Genomic DNA, 26,700 nt, shown 5'->3' with positions numbered 1-26,700 from the left:
GACCCCGCTTCTTGATGGTCTTGCCGGTGCGCAGTTAGTTATTCTATCCGCTTAACTGATCTTGTTTACAACCAGGTTATCATAATAAATATATCCAGTAGTCGAGGACATCCAATGAGCCTCACTTCCACCACGGAACGTATGGAAAGTAACCTTCTTGATCAATCGCTGTGCGTCGTTGGTCGTCCACCGGATGGGGATATCCAATAAGGTAGTGCCATCGATAATGATTTGGGCGCGGCCATTGGTGCTCGTACCGGTATTGCTCTTGATGTACATATGCACATGGTAGGTTTGCCCTTTGTTAAGGCTGCCCGTGGAGGGATAAGATTTACCGAAGTTATCGCCAAAATCATCGGGCTGATCTTTGTAATACAAATAAGGGTGAAAATAGACGCGGCTACCATTATTGTACCACATAAGCCGGAGAGACCCGCCGTTGCCATCCCATCCGGGATCGCCGCCGGTATTGCCTTCACCCACCGAGAAGCCAAAGCCCAGTTTGCCGCCACGGCTCCAATCAAAGGCGCTGTGAAAGCGGATATCGAAGTCGAGCTCATAGGCCGAACCGTCCGATACATCGATGTTGCCGATGATGCCACCGGCGCTCGATAGCGCATTGGGTTCAAGGGTAACACGCAGATTACCATTCGAGATCATGGAACGACTTTCATTCCATCCGCTGATGTTGCCGAAGTCGGCCGAAGCCTGGGCCGTCGTGTACGTGCTGCCATTGGCATAACTATTCCAGTTCTCTGAAAAACTGCTGTTGACGGCATTGATTTCGACGTCTTCAGGAGTTCCCCGAACAGCCGATACATCTGCTGGTTCCTCCACGGCAGATTGTTTTTGACAGGATACAATTGATAAACTAAGAACAAATAGGCAAGCTGCCGTAAAAAATTGTTTGCTGGATTTGATTTGCATTTTTCTTCATTTACTTGGATAGATGTATAATTGAGACAAGACCATACAGATATACACAGGCATTAATGCGCCCGCGAGAGCGATCGGCAGTAAAGTCAATTGAAGTTAGATGTACAAGAATGCACCCTGAATGGTCGTTGCAAAGCGCAGTAGACAGTAAAGATATTCAACCACTCAACTGATACGGCAAGCCTTTTTGGCAATATTGTCATCCGGATATGCAACCGCTCTTGCTAAAGCGTTTCAGCCGAAACTAACAAAAAAACGAGGCTGCCTCATAGAGACAGCCCCGTTTGGTTATGGTCTTGCCGGTGCGCAGTTAGTTATTCTATCCGCTTAACTGATCTTGTTTACAACAAGGTTATCATAGTAGATGTATCCCACGGTCGATGACATCCAGTAATCCTGGCTGCCACCACGGAACGTGTGGAAGGTAACATTCCTGATCAATCGCTGTGCATCGTTGGTCGTCCACCGGATTGGAATATCCAGCAGGGTGGTACCATCGATGATGATCTGGGCGCGTCCATTGGTGCTGCTACCGGTGTTGCTCTTGATGTACATATGTACATGGTAGGTCTGACTTTTGTTGAGGCTGCCCGATGATGGATACGATTTACCGAAGTTGTCGCCATACTGGCCTGGCTGATCCCTGTAATACACATAAGGATGGAAATACACGCGGCCATTGTTATTGTACCACATGAGGCGCAACGTACCGCCATTGCCATCCCATGCCGGGTCACCGCCCGCATTACCCTCGCCAATCGCAAAGCCGAAACCCAGCTTGCCGCCGCGGCTCCAGTCGAAGGCACTGTGAAAACGGATATCGTAATCGAGTTCGTAGGCCGAGCCATCCGATACGTCGATATTGCTAACGATACCACCTGCGCCAGACAGCGCATTGGGTTCGAGGGTAACACGCAGGTTACCGTTGGAGATCATTGAACGTCCCTGGTTCCATCCGCTGATGTTGCCGAAATCGGCCGAAGCCTGAGCTGTTGTGTACTGGCTGCCATGGGTGTAGCTGTCCCAGTTCTCGGAAAAGCTACTGTTGATGGCATTCAGTTCCACGTCTTCAGGAGTGCCTCCTGCGACAGCATCCTCGGCAGGTTGCTCCTTGATCGATTGTTTTTGACAGGACACAATGGATAAACAAAGGATAAGCAGGCATGCAGCCGTTACATGGTGTTTGCTGGTTTTGATTTGCATTTTTTCTTCATTTAATTGGATAGGAATATAATTGAGACAAGACCATACAGATGTATACGGGCTTGCATTCGCCCGGGCGGGCGTTTCGGTAGCAAATCACTTGAGGAAAGATGAACACTGCTGCGCCTGGGAAAAACGGCAAGCGGCGCGGCATAGAAAGAAAGATAGTCAACAATATTATCCGATTTGTACCCTGCATTGGCTATTTAGTAAGCTCAATATTCTTCAATTGCCTGCAAAGGCCCGCCCATTCGCCGGTTATTTGCTATTTTTACGCCCATTATTCTATAAAAATTATATAGAAATGGCCGTGAAAGTCTTAGTTGTCAAGTTAGGAACAGCTGTCATCAGTAACCAGGATGGAAATATCGATACCGGCATCATTAAGAAAGTAGCTGAAGAGATTGCCCTGCTCAGCAAAAAATACCGCCTCGTACTGGTAAGTAGCGGTGCCGTAGGCAGTGGAAAGAAGTTTCTGAAAGATTATAAAGGAACCTTGTCCGAACGCAAAGCCGCTGCCGCAGTAGGCAACCCCATTCTCATTCAACTATATGCCCAATACTTCCGACCGCATGGCATCACCGTAGCCCAGGCCTTGTGCGAAAGAGTACACTTCTCCAACCGCAAGCAGTTCCTCCAACTGAAAGAGACCTTCACCACATTCTGGGAAAATGGCATTGTACCCGTTGTGAATGAGAATGACCTCGTCAGTAATGTGGAGATCAAATTCTCCGACAACGACGAACTGGCTACACTCATCGCCATCGGTTTCGATGCCTCAGCCCTGATACTATGTACTTCTTCAGGCGGCCTGCTCGACGACAAGAAACAGGTGATACCACGCATCGACAAAGTAGCTTCCGTGATGAAATACGTAAGCACCGAAACAAGCGGGCTCGGTCTGGGCGGCATGATCTCCAAACTCACTTTTACGCGACTGGCCAACTCGCTGGGTATACAGGTAGTGATCTGCGGACTGAAAGGTGAAAAACCTTTATCGTCTGCACTCGAAGGTCGCAATGGCTCCTACTTCGTACCGCAAGCCTCTACGCTCGGCGCCCGCCAGAAATGGCTGGCTAGTGGCTCGGTAACCCTGGGTACCATTCATGTAGATAAAGGAGCCGCCAAAGCCTTGCAGGCCCGCAAAAGCTTGCTGACGGTAGGCATTACCCAGGCCAAAGGGAAATTTGGCGCAGGTGAAGTAGTGCAGATAGTTGATGAAGAAGGAACGATCCTCGGCGTAGCCAAAACAAAGGCCGATGTAAAAGCCATCAATAGTCAGCTCACCGTAAAGAATGTGATCGCTGCCCATGCAGACGATATTGTATTATTCTATTAAGATCAGTGATGAAAACGATATTACCCCTCCTCGCGAAGACACACAAGGCCGCTACCAGCTTACAGGCACTCAGCGGCAAACAATTGCAGCAAACATTACGCTCACTGGCAGAAGAGCTGGTGAAGCAATCCGCCACACTACTCAAAGCCAATGCCCTTGATCTCGCTAAACAGGATCCAGGCAACCCACGCAACGACCGCTTACTGCTCACCCCAGAACGCATCAAAAATATCGCCAGCAGCATTAAGAAGGTGGCCGGCCTCCCCGACCCTACCGGTCAGGTATTGGCCAAGCGCACCCTGCCCAACGGCTTGCAACTGGAAAAGATCAGCGTACCACTCGGCGTAGTGGGCGCCATCTATGAATCAAGGCCCAATGTAACATTTGATATCGCAGCGCTTTGCCTGCGCAGCCGCAACGCCTGCGTACTGAAGGGAAGCAGCGAAGCCGCCCATACCAACGAAGCCGGTGTGAAGATCATAAAGAAAGTATTGAAAGACCAGGGCATCAATCCCGAAGTGGTAGCATTACTACCTCCTGCCAGGGAAGTAGTGGATCAACTGTTCACCGCCACCCAATACATCGATGTATTGATACCCCGCGGGTCGGATAGCCTCATCCAATATGTTCGCAAGAACAGCCTGGTACCCGTGATTGAAACGGGCGCCGGCGTTTGCCATGTGTACGTACACAGCAAGGCCGATGCGCAGATGGCGGCGCAGATCGTGGTCAATGCCAAAACCTCCCGCCCATCCGTTTGCAATGCTATGGATACCCTCCTGATCGACAAAAGCATTGCCGGCAAGGTGCTAAAGCTTATCCAACCTGGTTTCAAAGAAAAAGAAGTAGAAGTATTTGCTGATACAAAGGCACACGCAATACTGAAGAACTATCCTCATCTGCAAAAAGCAAAACCGGCCGACTTCGACCGGGAGTTCCTGAGCCAGAAATGCGCCATTAAAGTTGTGGACGACATTGAGGAAGCACTGGCCCATATCGCGATCCACTCTACCAAACATTCCGAAGCCATTGTATCGGCCGATAAAGCAGTGAGCGAACGCTTTATCCGCGAAGTAGATGCAGCCGCTGTATACAGCAATGCCTCCACCCGTTTTACCGACGGTGAGGAGTTTGGCCTCGGGGCCGAGATCGGCATCTCCACACAGAAACTGCATGCACGCGGACCGTTCGCGCTTGAGAAACTTGTAACCGAAAAATGGGTAATTCGCGGCAAGGGGCAGATCAGGTAACGCCATCGTCATCGCCCCGGGGCTTTACAAACCGATGGCCTGCAGAAAAGCCTCCTTATAGTTGCTCCCTATCGGCACTTCAATCCGCCCGATAAAGATCCTGTTGCCCTCGATATGGGAGATAGCAGCCTTATTGATGATAAAAGACCGGTGAACGCGGATAAAACGACTGCCTGGCAATTGTTGCTCCACAGCCGTAAAGGTCATGGCCGGCATCAGCGTCTGTTGCTTCAGGACGATCTTCGTATAGTTGCCGTTCGCCTCGGCATAAAGTATATCGTTGTACAGCACTTTATAGATCTTACTATCGATGCGGATAAACGTATAGTCCTCTTCTTTTACATCCGCAATGGCGGAGGTACCTAGTGGTGGCCTGCTGAGTTGGGCGATCGCCTTGTCGACCGCTACAATGAACCGGTCGAGCGAAAAAGGCTTTAGCAGGTAATCGCAGGCCGCCAGATCGAAGGCATTGACCGCATATTCCTTATAGGCTGTCGTAAAGATCACTTCAGGTGGATCCTTCAGTGTTTTCAGGAACGCAATACCATCCAATACTGGCATATTGATATCGAGAAAGAGAATATCGATCTTTTGCTGCTCCAGCACCGCTTTGGCTTCCAGCGCATTGGCGCAACTCGCCACCACGTTGAGATGTGGCAGGTGTTTGCAATAGCTTTCAATGATCTCCCGCGCAATCGGTTCATCATCGGCAATAAGACAATCATACCTGTTCATGCGATTCGTTATTTTTTGATCCTCAATTGCAAGGACACTTTATAACTGTCATCCTCATCTTCAATATCGAGCTGATACTGATTTTCATACAATAGCTCAAGGCGCTTGCGCACATTATCGAGGCCAAAGCCGCTATGCACATTCAATATACCCCTTTCTCCTTTATCTGTCTTGTTGGAATTCTTAATGGCAAAAAGAATGGAATTACCCCAGATCTTCAGCTTGATATCGATATAGATCTCCTGTTGAGTCGTATTCTTGGCATGCTTGAAAGCATTCTCGATGAAGATGATCAGCAGCAAGGGGGCGATCTTGATCTTTGGATCGATATGATACTCGAACTCTGTGGTAAGCACAAGCTTCTCTCCGATGCGGATCTTCTCAAAATCTATATAATTATGAATATACTCCATCTCGCTCTGCAACGGCACAAACTGCTCGCGCGCATCGTAAACCGAATAGCGCAGCAGATCGGAGAGCTTCAATAGCAAGGGCGGCACCTTTTCGTGCCGGGTAAGTGATATACCGTAAATATTATTGAGGGTATTGAACAGAAAATGCGGGCTCAGCTGGCTTTGCAACAACTTGAGCTCACTATGGCTTTGCGCCGCATCTGCCCGTGCATCCTGTAACTGGCCCGATACCGTATAGCGTACCAGTTTGATCATGATCCCCGTGGCTATACTCAGGATCAGCGAACTTGCCGCCAGCAGGAAGAATGGCAAAAAGAATCTAGTGTTGACCGACAGCGCGCCGAACATAAACATGGAGAGTAAACTGGCCAGCATTACGACGCCCAGCGTAATAAAGATCTTGGTGGGGATCCTCGAAAACCGCTTAGTCCATATCTGCGAAACATAGCGACCGATATAAACGCCAACGATAAAATAAACCGTGATAAAGAAAACGATCAACCCTTCCTCCCTGACGTTCAAGGCATCCACATAAAAACTGGCAATCACCGCCAGGGGGATAGCGGCAGCAGCCAGGACCAGCAGGTACAGGGTATTCTTCTTTGTCTTTGACATTGCTTCTTTGATCTTCATAATACTTTTTTACAGTAGAGGGAATGGTGCAAATGTGCCCCGGCCCGTTCATACTACGAAACCGGCCTGACAAACAGCCGCTCCCCCATGCCAGACGCTCACTCCAACGGGACGAATCTTTTGATCAGCCAAAAACCACCTTTCGTCCGCCTCCGCCCCTGTTACAACATGTTTATTTCCATAACCTCCCGGTCCTAAGCAAATTTGCCTCATTCCATACCACGCTACAATCAACAAGCCATGAAATTTTGCTTTACACTTTTAAGTACACTCAGCCTCCTCATCCTGTCGCAGACCGCACCAGCGCAGGAAACCAACCGGTCTATCAGCGGCCTGGTCAAAGATATACAAAATGAACCGGCGCCAAATGCCACCATCCGCCTGCTGCAGGCGGCAGACTCTGCCGTAGTACAGACGAAGATGGCCAAAGGCAATGGCCGCTTCGAATTTACCGGCCTGAACAAAGGAACGTATCTCCTATCCATCACCGCCGCAGGCATGAAACCTTATACCAGCAGCCCCCTTGCCCTCACCGATCAACGCGCCGCCATCTCGTTGCCGGCAGTCATACTGGTGCCCAATAAAAAGGGGAATCTCCAGGAAGTAACGGTAACGGCTAAAAAACCGCTGATCGAACAGGATATCGACAAAACAATTGTGAACGTCGAATCTATGGTCAGCGCCTCCACCAGTAACACCCTCGAAGTACTGGAAAAAACGCCCGGCATCATCGTAGACGCCAACGGAGAGATCAGCCTCAATGGCGCCAACGGCGTCAACGTACTGATCGATGGCCGCCCCACCTATATGAGCGGGCGCGATCTGGCAGCCTACCTGCGTTCCTTACCCGGCGGTATGCTCGATAAGATAGAACTGATGCCCAACCCACCAGCCAAATACGACGCCAATGGCGGCGCCATCATCAACATCAGACTGAAACGAAAAAGAACGCAGGGATACGTGGGTAGTGTTAACCTCAACTACAACCAGGGTAAACTGGCCAGAAGCTACAATTCGCTTAACCTGAACTACGTGAACCGGAAGGTCAACGTGTTTGGCAACTTCAGCTACGGACGCTATTCAGATTATTATGACGACGTAAGTAATCGCTCCTTCTATACGGGCAGTACCCAAAAGAATAGCGGTGTAGAACTCCGCACCTACTCCACTTCCGGCAGCAATGAGTGGACAGGCAGGATGGGCATGGACTATACGCTGTCACCAAAAACAACGATCGGCATGATTGTAAATGGAGGAGGCCGCCGCCGTCTTGAAGAGATCGAATACACGACCAATAGTTACACGATTGCCGGCACCACCGACTCTATCGGCCTGGGCACTACCGACAACCGCAGCACCTGGCAACCATTGGGCGTTAACCTGAACTTCCAACATAAGTTCGACAACAATGGTCGGGAGTTCACCGCCGATATCAACTATATCAATTACCACAGTACGGGGAATCAATTGTTGGAAAACGAAGTCAACCTTCCCTCCGGCGATCCCATCAGCAACAGCGACTTCTTGTACCGCCTGCCCTCCGATATCGACATCTATACCGCCCGGGCCGACTACTCTCATCCGCTGAAGAACAAAGCAAGCATTTCAGGAGGCTGGAAATCGAGCCTGGTAGAAAACGATAACCTCTCGGAATATTTCGCCCTGCAGGGGAATACAGAATTGCCCGACTACGGCCGCTCGAACCACTTCATTTACCGCGAGAATATCAACGCGGCCTACATCAACGGCCGTAAAGACTGGAAAAGATTTGGCATGCAGCTTGGTCTGCGCGTGGAGCATACGCATACCAACGGCCAACAAATGGGCAATGCAATAGTAGCCGGCTCCTCCTTCAGCAACGATTACACCGGACTGTTCCCCACTGTCTTTTTATCGTACAAACTGGACAGTCTTGCCAAACATAACCTTACTGTAAACTATTCCAGGCGCATCAATCGGCCCGGTTACCAACAGCTGAATCCCTTTCTGTTCTTTGTAGACCAGTATTCGTTCAGCACCGGCAACCCCACACTGAAACCAGCATACGGCAATTCTTTACAGGTCGGCTACCGCTATAAGCAACTTTTCAACGCCATATTCAACGTTGAACGTATTACGGATGGATTCTATGGTGCACAACGGGTTGAAGACAATACCATCATCACCCGGTCGGAAAATATCGGTACCCGGCAAATGATTGCCTTGCTTACCTACACCACTCTGAACCCCACCAAGTGGTGGAACTTCACCTTCCAGCTGGCGGGAGCGCAGTTCAGGACAAGCGGGCAACTATATTCCGAAAAACTCGACCTCAAACAACTCACCTGGCGCACCACCTGGATGAACCAGTTCCGCATTGGCAAAGACTGGAGCGGTGAACTCTTTGCCGCCTACAATGCGCCGAACATCAACTGGCAAAGAAAGGTACAATCACGCTACTGGGTGAACATCGCACTGCAAAAGAAAGTATTGAAAGGAAAAGGCAACCTGAAAGTGAATGTAGAAGACATCTTCCACAGCCTGAAGTGGCAGGAAGAAACAAAAGGATTGAAACAAGCCACCATGGTACGTACCAGCACGAACGATACACAGCGTGTAGGCCTTTCGTTCAGCTATAGCTTTGGCAAGGAAACCTTCGCCCGCAAACGTCGTTACAACGACAACACCGCAGATGATGTAAAGGAAAGGGCACAGTAAACAAGTATGCAGTGCATACTGGCAACATCGGGAACGTCGAATGCTCATACGGTTAGGAGCGGGTGTGGTAGCCCGCTCTTACCATTTATAAATTATTGGATATCCGGTACCGCCAGCAGGATGCCGCCAAACAACAGGAAGGCCCAGAGCAGCGTCCAGAGAATATTGAAGAACTGGGCGCCAATAAAGGCCAGGGCCGGCCGGCCACCATCGATCTTAACGAGATCGCCAAAACGAGCCTCCAAACCGATCGCTACAAAGGCCAGCGAAAACCACACTGTGCGAAGGCTGCCGAGTATGCCGCCAACCGACTTTGCCGTATCAGCTGGTATGTAGAAGGAAAACAGTAAAGAGGCTACAATAAAACCAAGTACGAACTTGGGGAAACGCTCCCACACAACGCCGAGGCCCGGTTTCTCACCACCAACGGCTTTTTGCCCCGTCGCCTTGCCATTGTTGCGGTACGTCCACCAGATGGCTATAAAGAAGGCTGCAACGCCGATGAGCACATTCTGCGAGAACTTGATAATTACGCCCGCCTTGAGCGCCGCAGGGCCTACCAGCGCAGCAGCAGCTGTAACGGTGGCCGTTGTATCCAGGGTACCACCCAGCCAGGCGCCTCCTACTACTTCAGGGATATTCAGCACCTTCACCAGCCAGGGTTGCAATATCATCATAGGTATGGCTACCAGCAACACCAGCGTAGTCACATAAGATAATTTCTTTTTATCGCCCTTGATCGCGCCGGCAGCAACGATAGCGGCCGATACGCCACAGATGGCCACGGCAGAGGCGAGGATCACACCAAATTCATCATCTACTTTAAGTTTGCGGCTAAACCATAAGGCAAAGAACCAGACCACACTCACCACCAGCACCGATTGTAATATGCCTGGCAAGCCGGCTTTCACGATATCAGTAAACAATACACTGCTGCCCAGGATCACCAATCCTGTTTTGATGAAGAATTCCGAACGGGCCGCTTGACGCAGCCAATCAGGAATGGTAGTGAGGTTACCAATCAGCAAGCCAATGATCAGGGCAAAGACCACATATTCCACCCCATAATAACTGATCGATTTATTACCGGCAATGATCAGAGAAGCAATTCCTATTATGAACACCAGGCTAAAGCCCGCCAGGTATTTTTTGATGCTTCCGCCAGACAGTCCGATGGCGATGGAAGAAAGAACAGCCAGCAATACCCCAATACCTGCAATGAGGGAAAGGTTGGCGCCCGTAAGCACTTTGCCCAACAGATCGTCCGTTGAAGCCCATTGATAAACAGGAACTGTGAACTTAAACCCGGTAGCAAAAGAAACAACGGCCAGCGCCGTCAATATGATGGTGCCGCCAATCAGCACCGCCCACCAGTCTTCGGTAAGGCTTTTCAGGAATGGTTTACGCGGGGCATCCAGCGCTAAGGTTTCGCTCTGAACGGGGGTAGTTGGTACGGCGGTATTTTCCAAAGACATCTTAGTTGTTTTGATCAGTGTGCAAGGTTAATCAGCCCAAATATACCGTCTGCCTGCCAAACAGCCATATTCTACCTGTTTTGTAGAGATACAACGCCTCCCGTCTCGCTGCCTCCATCCGGCATCCTTCCAAGCCACCTGGCGGAAATTACCACCGGCAAGTGTCATAACTCTTTGATCCAAACAGGGTCGTGTCCTGTGCATGAAAATTCAATTAAAATCTGTTGGATCGGTTAATCGTAAACCATAGCACCGGGCCGACAACTATAAACGATTAAATATGAAGACTCATCTATTGATCCTAACTATTGTAGCACTGCTTACTGCCTGTAGCGACCGCCCCGCTGCAGGCGACACAACAAAAGCCGGAGAAGACGTAGTATCCATTGCCAAAGAGGCTTACCTCTACGGGCTACCGATCGTATTGATGGACATTACCCGCCGGCAAATGAACAATCCGCAAACGGGCACCCTCTATGCCGAACCAAACCATTTCCGCCACAACTCCGAATTCCCCGATGCCAGTTTCCGGAATGTGGTACGCCCCAATGCCGACACCTACTATTCCATTGCTTTTCTGGATCTCTCCAAAGGCCCATTAACGCTTTCTGTGCCCGATACCAAAGGCCGCTACTATATGTTGCCGATGATGGATGCCTACACCAATGTATTCGCCGCACCCGGCACGCGCACCACGGGCAATCAGGCCCACACCTTCCTGGTAGCAGGCCCTCAATATGCCGGAGCCACTCCCGCCGGCACGCAATTGATACAGGCGCCTACAGATATGGTTTGGATCATTGGCCGCACACAGGTCAATAGTAAACAAGATGGGGACCGTATTGTAATCCCGCTTCAAAAGCAATTCATACTGGCTCCCTCCGGCCTGCCGGGACAAAAGAACACCGGCCCGGTCATCGCCGGCGACACCAGCTTCCCCAAAGGCGATCCCAATGCCATCGTGGCAGCTATGCCGGTAGAAACATTTTTCCAGTATGTCAACGCCCTGCTGTATAAGTATCCACCGCCAGCCGCAGACAGTGCGGTACTGCGCAGATTCGCCCATATCAATGTAGGCCCCGGCAAAAAATTCGAGCTGCACCATATCCCCTCGGGTGAACAGGAAGCAGTAAGCGCCCTTCCCAAAGAGATCGCTGATGCTTTCGACCAAAGCCTTAATGATAAGACCGGCCTGGTAAGCGGCTGGAACATTGGCCACAAAGTGATCGGCACTTATGGAACAGACTATTTGAGCCGGGCCGCAGTGGCGCATTTCGGATTGGGCGCCAATCTCCGGGAAGATGCCATTTACCCATCGGCCGGCTTCGATGCTACCGGCCAGCCGCTCGATGGCGCCAATCGTTATGTATTGCATTTTGAGAAAGGTAAAACACCCCCGGCCAACGCATTCTGGTCGCTCACGATGTACGACCCCGCCGGTTATTTTGTCGGCAATCCCATCAACCGATACACGCTCGGCGATCGCAGCAAACTAACGGTAAACGCAGATGGATCAACCGACATCTACCTGCAAAAGGACAATCCCGGCAAAGAGAAAGAAAGCAATTGGTTGCCCGCGCCACCTGGTCCGTTCAATATCCTGATGCGGGTTTACTGGCCCAAAGAGGATATGCTCAACAGAACATGGACGCCGCCAGGTATTCAGAAACTACCCTAAAGCAAAGCGGCCTCTATCATAAGACAGAGGCCGCTTTACTATCTATTCGAACTATTTCAGATCAATGGTTACCTTATCGATCTTCCCGGTGTAAGCAAAAGGCATTTTATAGGTAAAATCGACCGGCGAACCTACATCCTGCCCGATATCCAGTCCTTCACCAAGGCTGAATTGAATAGGGATCGTCTTTTCCAGTCGGCCCTTGGCGACCTCTTTACCATTGGCCGTCATCGTGATGGTTCCGCCCTTACCCAAACCTCCGCCATCATAGGCAAAATTGACCACCAGGGTTACTTTGCCTTTTGACAGGGCTGCTTTCCCCGCAAACGTGGGGCGGGCCGCTGCCAGGTAATTGTACACAAACGTCGGTTTCCCATCACGGAGATACAATCCATAGCCGCCTTCCAAACCACCATGGGTAACGATCATACCATTGGCATTCGAGGCCGGCACTTCAAATTCTGCTGTAATTGTCCACGATTTATTCGTCATCGGAGGAGACGCAGCATCAGGAAGGCCAATCGTACCTGGATAATAAGTCATCGACTTACGATGCCCTATCAGACTCGGCCGCCCCATCAATTCGGCATTGAAGCGAATGGTGCCTCGCCAGTCGAGCGGCAAAACGTTGTATTTCGCCGCCTCTACCCACCACAGATCCTGCAGTTGCCGGAGCTTCTCCGGGTTGCTGGCCGCGAGATCGTTTGCCTGACTGAAATCTTCGTCAACATGATACAGTTCCCACTTCTGCTGGTCAGGATCAAACTTATCCCTATTGGGATTCCATGGCACAAACGACATCGCAGAGGCCATCCAGCCATGACTATACATACCCCGGTTAACGCCTAACTCAAAATACTGAACTTCGCGACGGTCCTTTGCCTGAGCACTATCGCGGGGAAAACTATAAGCAAAACTGGTCCCTTCAATGGGTTTCTGCTCTATACCATTCAAAACATCTGGCGCCGTTATATTGCACACTTCATAAATAGTAGGCACAATATCGATCGTATGCACAAACTGACTTCTCAGGCCACCTTTATCTTTAACCTTTGCCGGCCAATCGATGATCAACGGATTGCGGGTGCCGCCGAAATGACTGGCCACCTGCTTGGTCCATTGAAAAGGCGTATTCATGGCCCAGGCCCACTGACTGGTAAAGTGATTAAAGTGTTTAGGTCCGCCGATCTCATCATAGGCCTTCAAATTATCTTCCCACTTTTCAGGAAACCCGTTGAAGAAGAGATTCTCATTCAATGAACCTTCCAGACCACCTTCCGCACTGGAACCATTATCTCCTGCGATATAAATGATCATGGTATTGTCTGCATCCGGCAATTGTTTTACCGCCTCTACAATGCGTCCCATTTCATAGTCACATTGAGCGCCATAAGCGGCAAATACCTCCATCATGCGGGCATATAGTTTCTTCTGTTGGGCATTGAGTGAGCTCCAGGCAGGCAGGCTCGCAGGTCGTGGCGTCAACTTGGTGCCGGCCGGAATAACGCCTTTGGACTTTTGCCGTTCGAATGTCTTTTCCCGGTAGGCATCCCAACCATCATCAAACTGCCCCTTGAATTTATCGATCCAGGACTTGGGCGCCTGATGTGGTGCATGGGTGGCGCCTGGCGCTACATAGAGAAAGAAAGGTTTATCGGGTGCGATGCTTTTCATTTTGCGCACCCAGGCTATAGCGTGATCGGCCAGGTCGGTGGTAAGGTGGTACGCCGGATCTTTGGACGACGGCACAAGATCACGGTTTTCGAAGAGGATAGGATTCCAGTGGTTCATATCGCCTGCATTGAAACCATAGAAATAATCAAAACCCAAACCATTGGCCCACCGGTCAAACGGCCCTGCAGCACTTAGCTCCCAGGGTGGCGTATTGTGATTTTTGCCGATCCAGGCTGTTGAATATCCGTTTTGCCTCAACACCTCCCCTACGGTGCCACAACTCCGGGGCAATACACAAGTATATCCTTCATAGCCCGTAGCCACTTCGGTAATGCTTGCAAACGCAGCCGAATGATGATTACGGCCGGTGATGAGCGCAGCACGTGTAGGTGAACACAAAGCGGTAGTGTGAAAACGATTGTAGCGCAACCCCTCTGCCGCGAGCTTGTCCATCGTAGGCGATGGCACGCCCCCGCCAAAGGTGCTGAATTGGCCAAAACCAGCATCGTCCAGCAGGATCAATAAGATATTCGGAGCCCCCTTGGGCGCCTGCACCATTTGGGGAAATTGTGCCGGATCCGATTCCAGGTAGGTACGGCCCACATTGCCGGGAAAATGAAAATCGGGTCTTGGTAAAATGCGCGGCGTAGATGGCTGTTGCCCGAAGGATAAAAAACTAATGGTCAATGCCGTTGCCACAGCCATCGACCGCATACGCAGGGTGCGTTTCATAGTGTCCTGTTTTGAATAAACAAGGACACCAGCCGGACTACATTTCCGCCAACAAATTTTACTTCACCGTACTGATCACCGCCACCCATCCCCCACCGGAGGCCATTTTCATTTTAATGGTCTCGCCCTTACGTACCTGCCTGCTCTCGATCTTATAGTCAACAGCATATTTGCCGGCGTTGATGCCATCCGTGAGGATATCGATCCTGTAATTGCCTTCGGGCAAAAAGTCGAGTGTAGCATTCAGTGTCCGCTCTTCCCAATCGGTCATGGCGCCGACATACCATTTGTCACCATGCTGGCGGGCAACAGCTGCATAGGAGCCAATCTTACCGGCCAAAGGCACCGTCTTATTCCAGGTAGTGGGTATGCCAGCAATGAAGCAGGTAAAGACTGTATCCAAGAGGTAAAGCGAAGGCGTTTCTGCGAGCATCTGCAAAGGTGCTTCATACATCACATACATAGCAGCCTGGTGAGCTCGGGTACCGCGGCTCATGGGCTCATTGAACGACACCTGGAATCCCTTCTTCACCGAATTGCGCATGGCGCCAGGAGTATAGTCCATCGGCCCTGCTGTCATTCTTGTAAAAGGAAGCGTAAGGTTGTGCTCGGGGGTGATGTAATCGGCCCACTTATTATTCTCCAATCCTTTCACACCTTCGTAATTGATGACGTTGGGATACTTTCTGTTAAGCCCAACGGGTTTGTATGCACCATGATAATCTACCAGTAACTTTCTGTCGAAACAAGCCCTGGCCACACGCTCGTACCAGTTTACAGTGTATTGATCGGCTCGCTGTATGAAGTCGACCTTGATCCCTTTAACGCCCCACTCCACAAAACGATCGAGTACAGAATCCATCTTCTCATCAATGGGCCGCCACAGGCTCCACAGGATGATACCTACACCTTTGCCGGCCCCATAGCGTACCAGCTCAGGTACATCGATGCCTTTGCGCGGCGCACTGACGTCGGTAGTGGTACGCGACCAGCCTTCATCGAGGATCACATAGTCCAGCCCGAAACGGGCAGCAAAATCTATATAGTATTTGTAAGTGTCGTTGTTGATGCCCGATTCGAAGTTTACGCCAAACAGGTTATTGGCATTGTACCAATCCCAGGCCACTTTGCCGGGTTTGATCCAACTGAAGTCACCAGCAACAACGGGCGAAGCCAGTTGAAACACCAACTCATTCGACAACAAAGCGGCATCATCGGGCGCGATCATCAGCAAACGCCAGGGCAATGTTCTTTTCCCATTCGTATTGGCGATGTAAGCCGCTTTCTCGGCGAGCACTTCGCGGCGGTCGGTACGCGGCGCTACAAAACTCTTCAATACAGCCGGCGGAAATACGCCTTCCAGCTTGCCGCCACCTTTGGGTGTCAGGAAGAGATTAGGATAATCATATAGATCCGACTCGGAGATCACCACCTTAGTGCCGGCAGGAGTTGTTTGGTACAAAGGCAGGTAAGCATATTTCTGTGGCGGAATGGTATCGAGTTGTTTTTTGCTGAACAATGCCTCATAGTGAGAAATGAATTCCGGATTGCTCTCATCGGGCCACCAGGCCTGATTGGACGGATCGAGTTGAAAGCTAACCGTTTCCTGATCGACCTTAACAGATGCGTCCTTTTTATCCAGCTCAAAACGATAAGCAACCCCATTGTTGAAAGCACGGAATGTAAGCGCGATACCACCCGAAAACGAAAGCCTCAGCTGCCTATACGTATTGGGGATGCGACTGTTCTTTACAGGCACCACAGAAAAGATAGTATCTGCATTGGCCGTAGCAGACTGCTTCAGCAGCTTTGTTTTGACGCCGGGAAATACCTCACCGTTGGTAGTAATGGAAATAACCGACGGCTTTAAAATAACTTCATTCCTGTACACCACACTCCAGGTGATCGTACCGCCGGCACTTACCTTAATCACAATATTTCCATCGGGTGAGCGCAGTTCATGATCGGCAGCCTGGGCCACAGCCACACAAAAGAACAAAGCAATAAACAGGCTGGTCAGCTTACCGAAATAGCGTTGTTGATCTAATACCATGGAGATTCCTTTTAAGAACCGCCAATTTACACCAGCCTTTCAACATGGATTGGTAGGATATTAACCAGGAATGAGCGGATTTAAACTTATTGAAAAGCAGCTTAAATAGCGGTAAATTTGAATACAACCCCTAAGCATGAGATATTGCCTGACGATCCTCCTCTTCCTCGCCTTTCTCAACAGCTCACTGGCGCAGCCACAGGTCACCATCACGCTCATCACCGATACAGGGGTCAAAAGGACCAATCTGCTGCAGTTCAACATCGCTCAGGCCGGCAACTCCGTCATCAGCTTCAACTACAACAACTTCCGCAAAGACGGCCGGTATAATAATTCAAACCTATACCAACACAACGAACGGCTTCAAACCGGGCAATACATGACGACCATCCACCTTTCCGGTGAAAAAGACGAACAGGTATCCGACACCCTGCTCATTGATTCCTCCACAGCACGGGTAGAGATATTCCTGTATCTCAGCGCTACAGCTTCCAACGACTTTATCAAAGAGGTCAAAACCCTCATTTATCAAAAAGAGGCAGACCACCTGCAGTTTGCCCCGATTGAAACCACCAGTCCCGGCAACAAAGCAGCTTTTAATATCACCAACAAAAGCCAGTATACCATCCTCAGTTATCCCAACCCTGCTTTCTTCTTTGGCAAGCTGCATGAACAAATTGGGCGCGACCGTTGGGCGGCCCATTACCCCAAAAACATCGACGGCAGGTTCTGCGACACCACTGCCGCGCCCCATCCCCTGCAGAGCGGTGCGGCTGCTACCGCCTGGACACCTCTGAAAGAACATTGCCGCACCTATCGTTTCACCCGCCCTGGTAAATATTTTTTCGACCTGTTGTATACCCTCGACGAACCATATACCAACCGGCAGGAAGGCCCCACCATCATTACACGCCGTAAAATCTACCGGAAGATCCATGAATTCTCCGTGTACGCCACTGCCAAAGCATAATCAGGCAAACCGACGGCTCCCTTACAAATACCTATATTTGACCCGCATTAAAGCTGGTCCAATATTCTTAATTCAATAGCAAATCATGTCGATGAAACTTACCGCAACAGTCATTACCTGCATTTTCTTAGCCTCCTGCGCCTCCAATAGCTCCCCCAAAGAAGAGGTTAAAACAGATTCCACCAAACAGGAAGAAAAAGAAAGCGTAATGAGCTGCTATCAATATGCCAGCAAGGCCGATACCGTGATCCTGCGCCTGCTGCATATTAAAGACAATATCACCGGAGTACTGGTATATAAACTCGATGGCAAAGACCAAAACAAAGGCACCATCCAGGGCCACATGCAGGACAGCCTGTTTGTTGCCAACTATTCCTTCATTTCCGAAGGGCAGGCATCCGAAAGGCAGGTTGCCTTTAAACTGGTCAATGGCACATTCGTTGAAGGGTATGGAGAGTCGGTTACAGAAAATGACAGAGTACGGTTCAAAGATTTAAAAACACTGAACTTTGATGGCATCATCAAACTGTCTCCCGTAAAATGCGAATAGTGCAACTATCACTGCGATATTCACAATAAGCACCTCGTCATAACCGCCATGCTATTCAAAAAAACCGTAGGAAGGTTTGCAGGTTCAAGTGCTCAGCCCCAAGACAGCATTTCTATTTCAACGGAAGGCCGGCCAATTCCCCCTGCGTCTTTTTTCGTGCTGCTCCTGATTTACCGACCCGTTTGCGCCCCATCCCATAACGAACCCGCAACCATCGTTGATTACGAATAGATTATGGTGCAATTGGCCGCCAATCCCTTGGCCACTCGCAATGTTGTACCTTACATTTGCGTCGGTCACCAATCTGAACCATTATGAACATTGAGGTAGCGCTACAGGCCATATTGCCCAAGGAACGCATTCGTTGTAAGCTGATCGACCTGGTAACCTTTGCGGCCGACGCAGGCTTCTATTCGCTGCGTCCCAAAGCAGTCGTCAACCCGGTATCGGAAGAAGAGATACGCGCCCTGTTCGCCTTTTCGCACCGGCATACTATTCCCCTCACCTTTCGCACCGCAGGCACCAGTCTTTCCGGGCAATCCATCACCGATGGCATCCTGGTCGACCTCAGCAAGTTCTGGAACACGATCCGCATTGAAGAGAATGGCGCCTTCGTGCGTGTGCAACCCGGCATCACCGGCGGCATGGTGAATGCCTACCTTAAAAAACACGCCCGCAAGATAGGTCCCGATCCAGCCAGTATCAACTCGGCCATGATGGGCGGCATCATCTCCAACAATGCCAGCGGCATGTGCTGCGGCGTACAAAAGAACTCCTACCATACCGTCCAGCATATACGCTTTATGCTGCCCAATGGCGCTACTTTTACAACAGAAGTGGCGGCAGATTATGAACGCTTCATGCGTGAATGTCCGGCCCTTGCGGCCAGCCTCACGGCCTTGCGACATGAAATACTCGCCAGTCCGCAACTTTTCGAACTCATCCGGAGCAAATACAAAACCAAGAATACGGTAGGATACTCGGTGAATGCGATGATAGATTATGAGCTACCACTGGATATCATGGCGCATCTGCTCGTAGGGGCCGAAGGCACCCTCGGCTTCATATCCGAAGCAGTGTTGCACACCGTGCCCGATTATCCGGAAAAATCAACGGCACTGCTCTGCTTCACCGATATACAACAAGCCTGCAGCGCCATCGAGCCACTCATCGCATCAGGTGCGGAAGCGGTGGAACTGATGGACAATGCCTCTTTACGCTCCGTAGCCCATTTACCCGGCATACCCGAAATACTCGCCGCATTGCCACCTACCGGCGTAGCCCTGCTGACCGAATACCAGGGCTTCACCAAAGAAGAAGTGCAGCGCAAGAATGAGAAATTCCTCGAGCTGCTGCCGGACAGCCTGTTTGCCATAGCACCTAAATTCACCAGCGATCCTGCCGAACAGGCATTTCTCTGGAAGATCCGCAAGGGCATGTTCCCATCGGTAGGCGCCATGCGCAAAAGCGGCACGACAGTTATCCTCGAAGACATTGCAGTGCCCGTGGCGCAACTCGGCAATGCCATCCTCAACCTCCAGGTATTGTTCGACAAATATGGTTACCACGATGCCATCATATTCGGCCACGCCAAAGATGGTAACATCCATTTTGTAGTAACCCAATCATTCAATACACCCGCAGAGATAGAACGATATGATGCGTTCATCCGCGAAGTAGTACAATTGGTAACCCGCCAATACCAGGGAGCGCTGAAAGCCGAACATGGTACCGGCCGAAATATGGCACCCTTTGTGGAAACGGAGTGGGGGCCCGATATCTACCGCATCATGAAAACGCTGAAGCAGCAGGCCGACCCTAAGAACCTGTTGAATCCCGGCGTACTGATCAATAGTGATGCCCAGGCACATATACAACACCTCAAGGCCCTGCCCGGCGTGGAAGAGGAAGTAGACAAATGTATCGAGTGCGGCTTCTGCGAACACAAATGCCCCAGCCGTGACCTCACCATGACGCCCCGCCGAAGGATCGTGGCGCGCCGCGAACTGGCGTTGATGCGCGAGAACGGCAATAAAAAAGAATACGATCTATTACTAGATCAATACCAATACGACGGACTCTCCACCTGCGCCGTCGACGGACTATGTGCCGAAGCCTGCCCTGTACACATCAACACAGGCACGCTGGTAAAAAGACTGCGTAATGAGAACCATGATAAAACGGCCAATGCCGCGGCCATGCGGGTCGCGAAGAACTTTGGAACCGTAGCTGCCAGTGTTAGTGTAGGATTGAGGTCGGCCGCGCTGGTCAATCGCCTGCTGGGCAAAAACACGGTATTGCGGGTAACCAAGGGATTGAAGAAAGTAGTACCGGCCACGCCGCTTTGGTCAAACCAATTAGTTCCCTCTTCCATTGGCGTTGCCCGTAAACTGGCCAACACCGTACAGGCACCAAAAACAGTTGTGTATTTCACGACCTGTATCAATAGAACTATGGGAGGTTCCACCACCCATAAAAAGACCATCGCCGAAACGATGGTAAACGTAGCCGCCAAAAGCGGTATAAAAATGATCATACCGGACAAACTGGAAAGTGCTTGCTGCGGACAGATATTCTCTTCCAAAGGATTCAACCAGGCATTCATACACACCGCCAATGAAACGGTAGCACGTCTGTACAACTGGACAGCGAAGGGCAGCTACCCCGTGGTGCTCGATCTCAGCTCCTGTACCTATACCATCCGCAATTGCCGCAACCAACTCAGCGAAGAAAACAAGGCAAAATTCGATGCACTCACCCTGCTCGACACGGTCGACTTCATGGCCGACTACCTGTTGCCGGCAGCACCCATACGTACCAAAAAGCAAAGCATTGTATTGCACCCCGTGTGTACATTACAAAAAACGGGACAGGAAACGATGTTCCTGAAAATTGCACAGCAGCTAGCGCATGAAGTGAAAGTACCGGTACATGCCGGTTGCTGCGGAATGGCGGGCGATCGTGGATTCCTGTTTCCCGAATTGACTAAATCTGCCACTGCCCCCGAAGCGGCGGAAGTGAACCTATGCAATTACGATGGGTATTACTCCAGCTCGAAGACTTGCGAAATAGCTTTATCGGAAGCTACCGGCAAGAATTATGAGTCGATCATCTACTTGCTCGATGAGTGTTTGTAGGATAGCTAGACCCCAGCCTTACGCACAACATCCAGCGTTTTGCGCAAACCGGTTTCAGCAACCTGCTGCAGGTCCTGCTTCCAGTATTCGGGATTGTAGAGCTCCAGCGATACACAGCCAGTGAAGCCGGTGCCTTTGAGGTCCTTGAGTATTTTGGGTAAAGGCAGTATGCCATCACCAGGATATACCCGGTGTTTATCTTCCAACTGGTCTACTGCCGGCGAAGCAGGCGCATCCGCAAACTGAAAGATGGCAATAGACTTACCACTAATTAGCGGCAGGCCCTCGAATCCGCCTTCGGAGATATGCATATGATAGGTATCGGGGATGATCATAGCGCCGGGATGATTGGCATCGAGGGCAACGCCCATTGCCTGCCCCATGGTTTTGAGCGGGAAGAACTTCACAAATACGAGGGCGGGATGAATATTGAAATCCTTCAATCCCATTTCCAGCAACTCACGGTAGCGGGCAGCCACATATTTCTGATCCCACTTCTCCCCTACGGTATTGGGAATGGTTTGAATATGTTGTGAGCCGATATCCGCTGCCATACGCATGCGGCGGCGCGTATCTTTCAGCGAAGCGTCAAAGGCATCTTTGCCGGGCGGCAGGGCATTCCATAGGCCGATCACACTGGGCACAAACAAACCAAGGTCTTTAATCTTTTTGCCCAGGTCTTTCAGGTTGCCGCCGTCGGCTTCATACTTTTCCAGTTCACCATCCCAGGGTTCGATAGCGTCAAAACCTGCTTTGGCAGCAATTTTCACTTTATCCTCGAGCGAGGCCGGGCGTATAGTAGCCGTGTCGAGGCAAATGGGCCAGGGACTTACGCCCTTCTGGTATCGTTTAGCCTTTTGAGTAGTTGATTGTTCTGCAGCAAGTATGGCAATCGGTGCGGCAGCACCCAGGCCAGCCATCGTTGTAAGGGATAAGAATTGTTTCCTGTTCATGATGAGTGTGTTACTGAAAAGTACTAATCTTCCGGGAAAATGGCCGGATTTGTGTTTATATTGTTCATCCGACAATATCAAACACCATGAAAAGGCTGAATACGCTTATTCTTTTATTGATTGCGATTACAGTATCCACTTCCTTCATCAAGCCACCCGCAGAAGACGAAAGATTCATCTACTGCATTGTCGACCCCCAAAAGCAGGACCTGCTCTTCTATTGGAAAGACGACCAGGGTAAAATATTGGGAAGCATTCAGCGCTTAAAAGATCATGTGGAAGGAAAAAGCCAGCAACTGGTATTTGCCATGAACGGCGGCATGTACCAGGAAGATGGCACACCGGTAGGACTATATATACAGGAACAAAAGACGCTTAAAAAGATCAATAAAGCCAATGCGAGCGGCAACTTCTACATGAAGCCAAACGGCATTCTTTATGTCAGCACGGATGGCAAAGCTTCCATATGCCGAACAGAAGATTTTATTAATAATGGGAAGATCAAATATGCCACTCAGTCGGGTCCGATGCTGCTGATCGATGGCAAACACCATTCGGCATTTACGAAAGGATCTATCAATATTAACATCCGCAATGGCGTGGGCATTCTGCCCGGCAACAAACTACTCTTTGCCATGTCGAAGGGAGGCGTCAACTTCTACGACTTCGCGGAATTCTTTAAACAACAGGGCTGCCTCAACGCCCTTTACCTCGACGGCTTTGTATCAAGAACCTACCTGCCCGAACAGAACTGCCTGCAAACCGATGGCAACTTTGGGGTCATCATCGGCGTGGTGAAGCCGAAATAAAACATCAATACGCAGCACAGGCAGCCCTACGTTATCCCTACGCGGATCGCATGCAAACCACTCACACCTTGCAGTGGCTCCAGCTCCAGTTCTTCCAGGCCTTCCTGGAATATGCCAGTCTCCTGCAGGTATTGCAGGTATGGGAGGTAATCGGCCAGGTCGTTGCGGTTAAAATAGATGATGGCCAGTTTATCGGGCTGGGTAAGTCTTTCACCCGTGCTGCGCACGTGCACCTTATCTATGCGCTTCTTGATCATTTGGTAACGGATATTGTAAGCGCCTTCTACATCGAAGCGGCGTTCGTCCGTACGGAAACTGATATCGATCGTATGGTCGTGTACAAAGATCAATTGGGTGGTGCGCAGCGGCACCGGCATCTCCGGCATCAGCTCGCGCGTAATACGGGCAATCGCGGCCATCGACGACAATTGCCACAATCTTATACCCTTCAGGTAAAAATGATCGAATGGTTTATCGGGCGCTATCGATTGACCAATATAACAATCATACTCCAACCCATCGGTGCGGAACTTTTCAAAATAACAGGGATACAATTGCTGCAATTGTGCGTTCTCGGCATCCAGGTAATTACTGATCGCGTTGTTGATCATTTGCATGGATTGTTCCAGCGCGCGCCGGTTGGTAAATACGGCACTATCCGCGCCTTCGATCATCGCTCGGTATTGACGGATGGTTTGTGCCGCATCGGGATGTTGTACCATAAGATGATCGAGCCAGGCTTCTACCTCGATCGCCAGGTAATGATTAATGCTGGCTTCATCTGCAGCGCCGAGTATGTCGCCGGACAATAGTTGTTGCCATTTCCGGATGGTAAAAAATACCTGGTCCATCAGCGAAGAGCTGTGCACGGCCTGCAGTTGCGTGAGCGTCGCCTGCAAAAGTTGCAGGTGCGTGGTCAGGTCGGCCCGGATGGCCGTATTGCGTTCCACACTAGAATTGCGGATATCGATCGCCCCATAGATCGGATGCAACCCGTTGAATTGAATGCCCACCTGTGCGGCCGGCAATTGTTTTTTCTTTTGGTACAGGTGCTGCCAGGCAGCTTCGCGGAATTTCCAGCGTACTGCCGGTTGGATCGACGTGTATTTCTCTCTGATAATATCGTCGATCTCGAGGGCAAACTCGTCGATATACACCTGCAGGATCTGCCCGATGGCGGGCAAGGCTGTTTCAAGCAGCGCCATCGCCTGTTCATCGAACTGTTCATCGCCCATGGTATACATGCAAAAAGTACCCACCATTTTATCGCCATTAAAAATGGGCATCGTAGCCATCGAGCGCACGCCGGCCTTTACAAAATGTGAAAGCCAGCCTCTGCCTTCGGTGCTTTCCGCTTGCACATCGCGCGAAAAGAATGATTTCGGATTGGCGGCATAACCCGCGGCCTGTTGCTCGAATTGCTCCGGCGTGAGGTTACTATCGCCCCATACGCTATACAAAATACCCGTGCCGCCTACCTCGTAACCATATACGTATTTCCCATTCACCTGCACCAGCGGGAAAAGATCGAATTGAATATGATTGTTGCGCACCAATGTCTTCAGCGACCGTATGATAGTGCGGTAACCCGCCTCCTGTTCATCGCGTTTGCGCGACAACTTTACCTCCCGCAGGTTATTGAGCGCGTGCTGGCCCGTAACATCCGTAATGGTGGCAATGGAGATGCCGGTAAAGTGGAACAGATCGAGCGGCAAAGCGCTTTCCAACGCATCGTACCCCGCCCCTTCCTGCAACCATTGATGAAGCCGGGTAAGGTCAAGTGGTGGCAATGCTCCTTTGGGTACCACGTCGATAAAGTCGGCATTGATGCTGATGGTGTAATATTGAAGCAGGTCGGTAGCCGGGTTGAGGTAAGCATGATAATAATCGTTCTGCCTCGATTGAAAATGATAAAGCTTTCTCAGCACATAGGTGTAGACCATCTGCAGTTGTTCGCGCCGGAAATCCTCGGGCGAACGATGGGCAAGGTCGATCTTATACAATTGAATGAGATCATAAAAAGCATTGGTGCCATAAAACATCACCGGCTGTACGGGTACCCACAACGACCACATCATCGCCTTACCCGACTCGCCCGGTGTAAGGCAGGCATACATCCATTCGAGCAATTCCTCGTACTGCTGTATCGCTGCTACCGGAATTTCATCGGGCAACCCGGGATGGGCCTCGAACCGGTCAAGCACCTGCCGGTAAAAATGCCGGCGTACGGTTGGCTCGTCTACCACCATTTTGCGTAGCCAGTGAAGAAAGGGAGTAAAGGAAATAGAACAGGATAGGCCACGCTCGGACCAGGAAGGATCAGAATAATCGAGGACCTGCTTTTTCATGGTATGGCTTTAAGATAGCAACGATGATGCAATGTACAGAAATCCTTTGGGTCGACTACCACCACAGATGCCTGATTATCACCAACATTGACCATACAACAGGGATAAGCCGACCAAGGCTCAAAAAAAACATTAAAAAAGTTACCGGTTGCCTTGGTTACCTGGACTGCATCGTCCGTTATAATATCAAAGGATAAGGTTTAATGGTTAACGAATTTGATTAGTGTACGCCCTGCATTTCCATGCGGGGTTTTTTTTATCCCTTGAGTATTTTATTGATCTCACCGTACGAGGTCAGCCCCGCTGTAAATCCAAAGGTCCCCCTGCTATGCAATTCCTCCGCCGCCCTTAAAAATCCGCTATAAGCAGCTCTTGCCAGTGAAGAGCCCAGGCTTACCCGTTTTACACCCAGCGCTTCCAGATCGTTCAGCGACAAACCCGTCATCCCCAAACCCACCACTACGTTCACGGGCTTTGGCGCTACCGCCTTCACGACGGTCACGATCTCCTCACGGGTTGAAAGACCCGGGGCAAACAATACATCGGCGCCTGCTGCGGCAAAGGCCTCCAGGCGTCGTATTGTATCGTTCAGATCGGGGCGGCCATTGATGAGGTTTTCTGCCCTGGCCGTGAGTGTAAAGGGAAAGGGCAGGCTCCTCGCTGCCTGTACAGCTGCCTTTACCCGTTCTACCGACAGCTCGAATGGATAGATCGGATCATCGGGCCGGCCGGTGGAATCTTCGATGGATCCACCCACCAGCCCTGCAGCCGCAGCTGCCAGGATGGTGTAGGCACAATCCTCTGGGCGGTCGCCATAACCATTTTCAAGATCACCCGCCACCGGCAAGGTCGTGGCTTGTACAATAGCACTGGCATTGGCCAGGGTGTCTTCCCGCGTCAAGGCTCCTTCTCCATCAGGTTTACCCAGGGAGAAAGCAACGCCGGCACTGGTGGTAGCCAGGGCTTCAAATCCAAGTGCTGTAAGCATTTTTGCAGAACCCGCATCCCAGGGATTCGGGAAAGCGAATATACCGGGCCGTTCATGCAGGGCCCTGAAGGTGACAGCTTTGTTCACCTGCGTTTCTGTGTAGGTCGGTTTCATTTTTCAATAGCTA

General features: G+C 50.6%; 18 protein-coding genes. 8 read left to right on the top strand and 10 right to left on the bottom strand.

Translation table 11 applies throughout. From position 1 onward, the window contains the following. Nucleotides 1–51 precede the first annotated feature (51 nt). Nucleotides 52–837: a polysaccharide lyase gene (locus P2H89_RS18300; protein ID WP_275829477.1), complete on the bottom strand. Its 786-nt coding sequence runs from the start codon at nt 835–837 to the stop codon at nt 52–54. A 426-nt stretch (nt 838–1,263) separates the two neighbouring features. Next, on the bottom strand, nt 1,264–2,139 hold the full coding sequence (locus P2H89_RS18295; RefSeq protein WP_275829476.1) for a polysaccharide lyase: 876 nt from the start codon (nt 2,137–2,139) through the stop codon (nt 1,264–1,266). A 304-nt stretch (nt 2,140–2,443) separates the two neighbouring features. On the opposite strand from P2H89_RS18295, the gene proB reads away from it, so the two are divergent. Beyond that, the gene (proB, locus tag P2H89_RS18290; protein ID WP_275829475.1) at nt 2,444–3,478 is read left to right on the top strand and encodes a glutamate 5-kinase; all 1,035 of its coding nucleotides are present in this window, start codon (nt 2,444–2,446) and stop codon (nt 3,476–3,478) included. A gap of 8 nt (nt 3,479–3,486) precedes the next feature. Beyond that, nucleotides 3,487–4,728, top strand: coding sequence for a glutamate-5-semialdehyde dehydrogenase (locus tag P2H89_RS18285; protein ID WP_275829474.1), 1,242 nt, complete (start codon nt 3,487–3,489; stop codon nt 4,726–4,728). A 24-nt stretch (nt 4,729–4,752) separates the two neighbouring features. On the opposite strand, the gene P2H89_RS18280 is transcribed toward P2H89_RS18285, so the two are convergent. Then, the gene (locus P2H89_RS18280; protein WP_275829473.1) at nt 4,753–5,463 is read right to left on the bottom strand and encodes a LytTR family DNA-binding domain-containing protein; all 711 of its coding nucleotides are present in this window, start codon (nt 5,461–5,463) and stop codon (nt 4,753–4,755) included. Nucleotides 5,464–5,471: 8 nt separating this feature from the next. After that, the gene (locus tag P2H89_RS18275) at nt 5,472–6,509 is read right to left on the bottom strand and encodes a histidine kinase (RefSeq protein ID WP_275829472.1); all 1,038 of its coding nucleotides are present in this window, start codon (nt 6,507–6,509) and stop codon (nt 5,472–5,474) included. Between the two features lie 240 nt (nt 6,510–6,749). On the opposite strand from P2H89_RS18275, the gene P2H89_RS18270 reads away from it, so the two are divergent. Continuing rightward, nucleotides 6,750–9,206 (top strand): outer membrane beta-barrel protein, encoded by a 2,457-nt coding sequence (locus P2H89_RS18270; RefSeq protein ID WP_275829471.1) that lies wholly within the window; start codon nt 6,750–6,752, stop codon nt 9,204–9,206. Between the two features lie 92 nt (nt 9,207–9,298). On the opposite strand, the gene P2H89_RS18265 is transcribed toward P2H89_RS18270, so the two are convergent. Then, nucleotides 9,299–10,681 (bottom strand): putative sulfate exporter family transporter, encoded by a 1,383-nt coding sequence (locus P2H89_RS18265; protein ID WP_275829470.1) that lies wholly within the window; start codon nt 10,679–10,681, stop codon nt 9,299–9,301. Nucleotides 10,682–10,961: 280 nt separating this feature from the next. Between P2H89_RS18265 and P2H89_RS18260 the strand changes: the two genes are divergently transcribed. After that, a complete protein-coding gene (locus P2H89_RS18260; RefSeq protein ID WP_275829469.1) occupies nt 10,962–12,359 on the top strand; it encodes a DUF1254 domain-containing protein in 1,398 nt (465 codons plus the stop codon). A gap of 51 nt (nt 12,360–12,410) precedes the next feature. Here P2H89_RS18260 and P2H89_RS18255 read toward each other — a convergent pair whose 3' ends face one another. Further along, nucleotides 12,411–14,765 (bottom strand): arylsulfatase, encoded by a 2,355-nt coding sequence (locus P2H89_RS18255; RefSeq protein WP_275829468.1) that lies wholly within the window; start codon nt 14,763–14,765, stop codon nt 12,411–12,413. Nucleotides 14,766–14,823: 58 nt separating this feature from the next. Beyond that, a complete protein-coding gene (locus P2H89_RS18250; protein WP_275829467.1) occupies nt 14,824–16,818 on the bottom strand; it encodes a glycoside hydrolase family 97 protein in 1,995 nt (664 codons plus the stop codon). Nucleotides 16,819–16,954: 136 nt separating this feature from the next. On the opposite strand from P2H89_RS18250, the gene P2H89_RS18245 reads away from it, so the two are divergent. The 3 genes from P2H89_RS18245 to P2H89_RS18235 all read left to right on the top strand — a co-directional run bounded on the left by P2H89_RS18245 (nt 16,955) and on the right by P2H89_RS18235 (nt 21,475). Continuing rightward, complete coding sequence (locus P2H89_RS18245) at nt 16,955–17,788, top strand: hypothetical protein (protein WP_275829465.1); 834 nt, start codon at nt 16,955–16,957, stop codon at nt 17,786–17,788. Nucleotides 17,789–17,879: 91 nt separating this feature from the next. Beyond that, nucleotides 17,880–18,338, top strand: coding sequence for a hypothetical protein (locus tag P2H89_RS18240; protein WP_275829463.1), 459 nt, complete (start codon nt 17,880–17,882; stop codon nt 18,336–18,338). A 314-nt stretch (nt 18,339–18,652) separates the two neighbouring features. Next, nucleotides 18,653–21,475 (top strand): FAD-binding and (Fe-S)-binding domain-containing protein, encoded by a 2,823-nt coding sequence (locus P2H89_RS18235; RefSeq protein WP_275829461.1) that lies wholly within the window; start codon nt 18,653–18,655, stop codon nt 21,473–21,475. 5 nt (nt 21,476–21,480) lie between these two features. Here P2H89_RS18235 and P2H89_RS18230 read toward each other — a convergent pair whose 3' ends face one another. Further along, nucleotides 21,481–22,428: a sugar phosphate isomerase/epimerase gene (locus tag P2H89_RS18230; protein WP_275829459.1), complete on the bottom strand. Its 948-nt coding sequence runs from the start codon at nt 22,426–22,428 to the stop codon at nt 21,481–21,483. Nucleotides 22,429–22,514: 86 nt separating this feature from the next. Here P2H89_RS18230 and P2H89_RS18225 point away from each other — a divergent pair, with 86 nt between their 5' ends. Further along, entirely contained in the window at nt 22,515–23,237 is a 723-nt protein-coding gene (locus P2H89_RS18225; protein ID WP_275829457.1) for a phosphodiester glycosidase family protein, read from the top strand. Nucleotides 23,238–23,263: 26 nt separating this feature from the next. Here P2H89_RS18225 and P2H89_RS18220 read toward each other — a convergent pair whose 3' ends face one another. Together P2H89_RS18220 and P2H89_RS18215 are read right to left on the bottom strand one after the other, a co-directional pair. Continuing rightward, nucleotides 23,264–25,585, bottom strand: coding sequence for a GAF domain-containing protein (locus P2H89_RS18220; protein ID WP_275829455.1), 2,322 nt, complete (start codon nt 25,583–25,585; stop codon nt 23,264–23,266). Between the two features lie 256 nt (nt 25,586–25,841). Beyond that, nucleotides 25,842–26,687 (bottom strand): isocitrate lyase/phosphoenolpyruvate mutase family protein, encoded by an 846-nt coding sequence (locus P2H89_RS18215; protein WP_275829453.1) that lies wholly within the window; start codon nt 26,685–26,687, stop codon nt 25,842–25,844. Between the last annotated feature and the right edge of the window lie 13 nt (nt 26,688–26,700).

Origin of the sequence: Paraflavitalea sp. CAU 1676 (genome assembly GCF_029223285.1) — a bacterium.
Lineage (GTDB): Bacteria > Bacteroidota > Bacteroidia > Chitinophagales > Chitinophagaceae > Paraflavitalea.
This window is presented reverse-complemented; position numbering and strand designations above follow the sequence as displayed.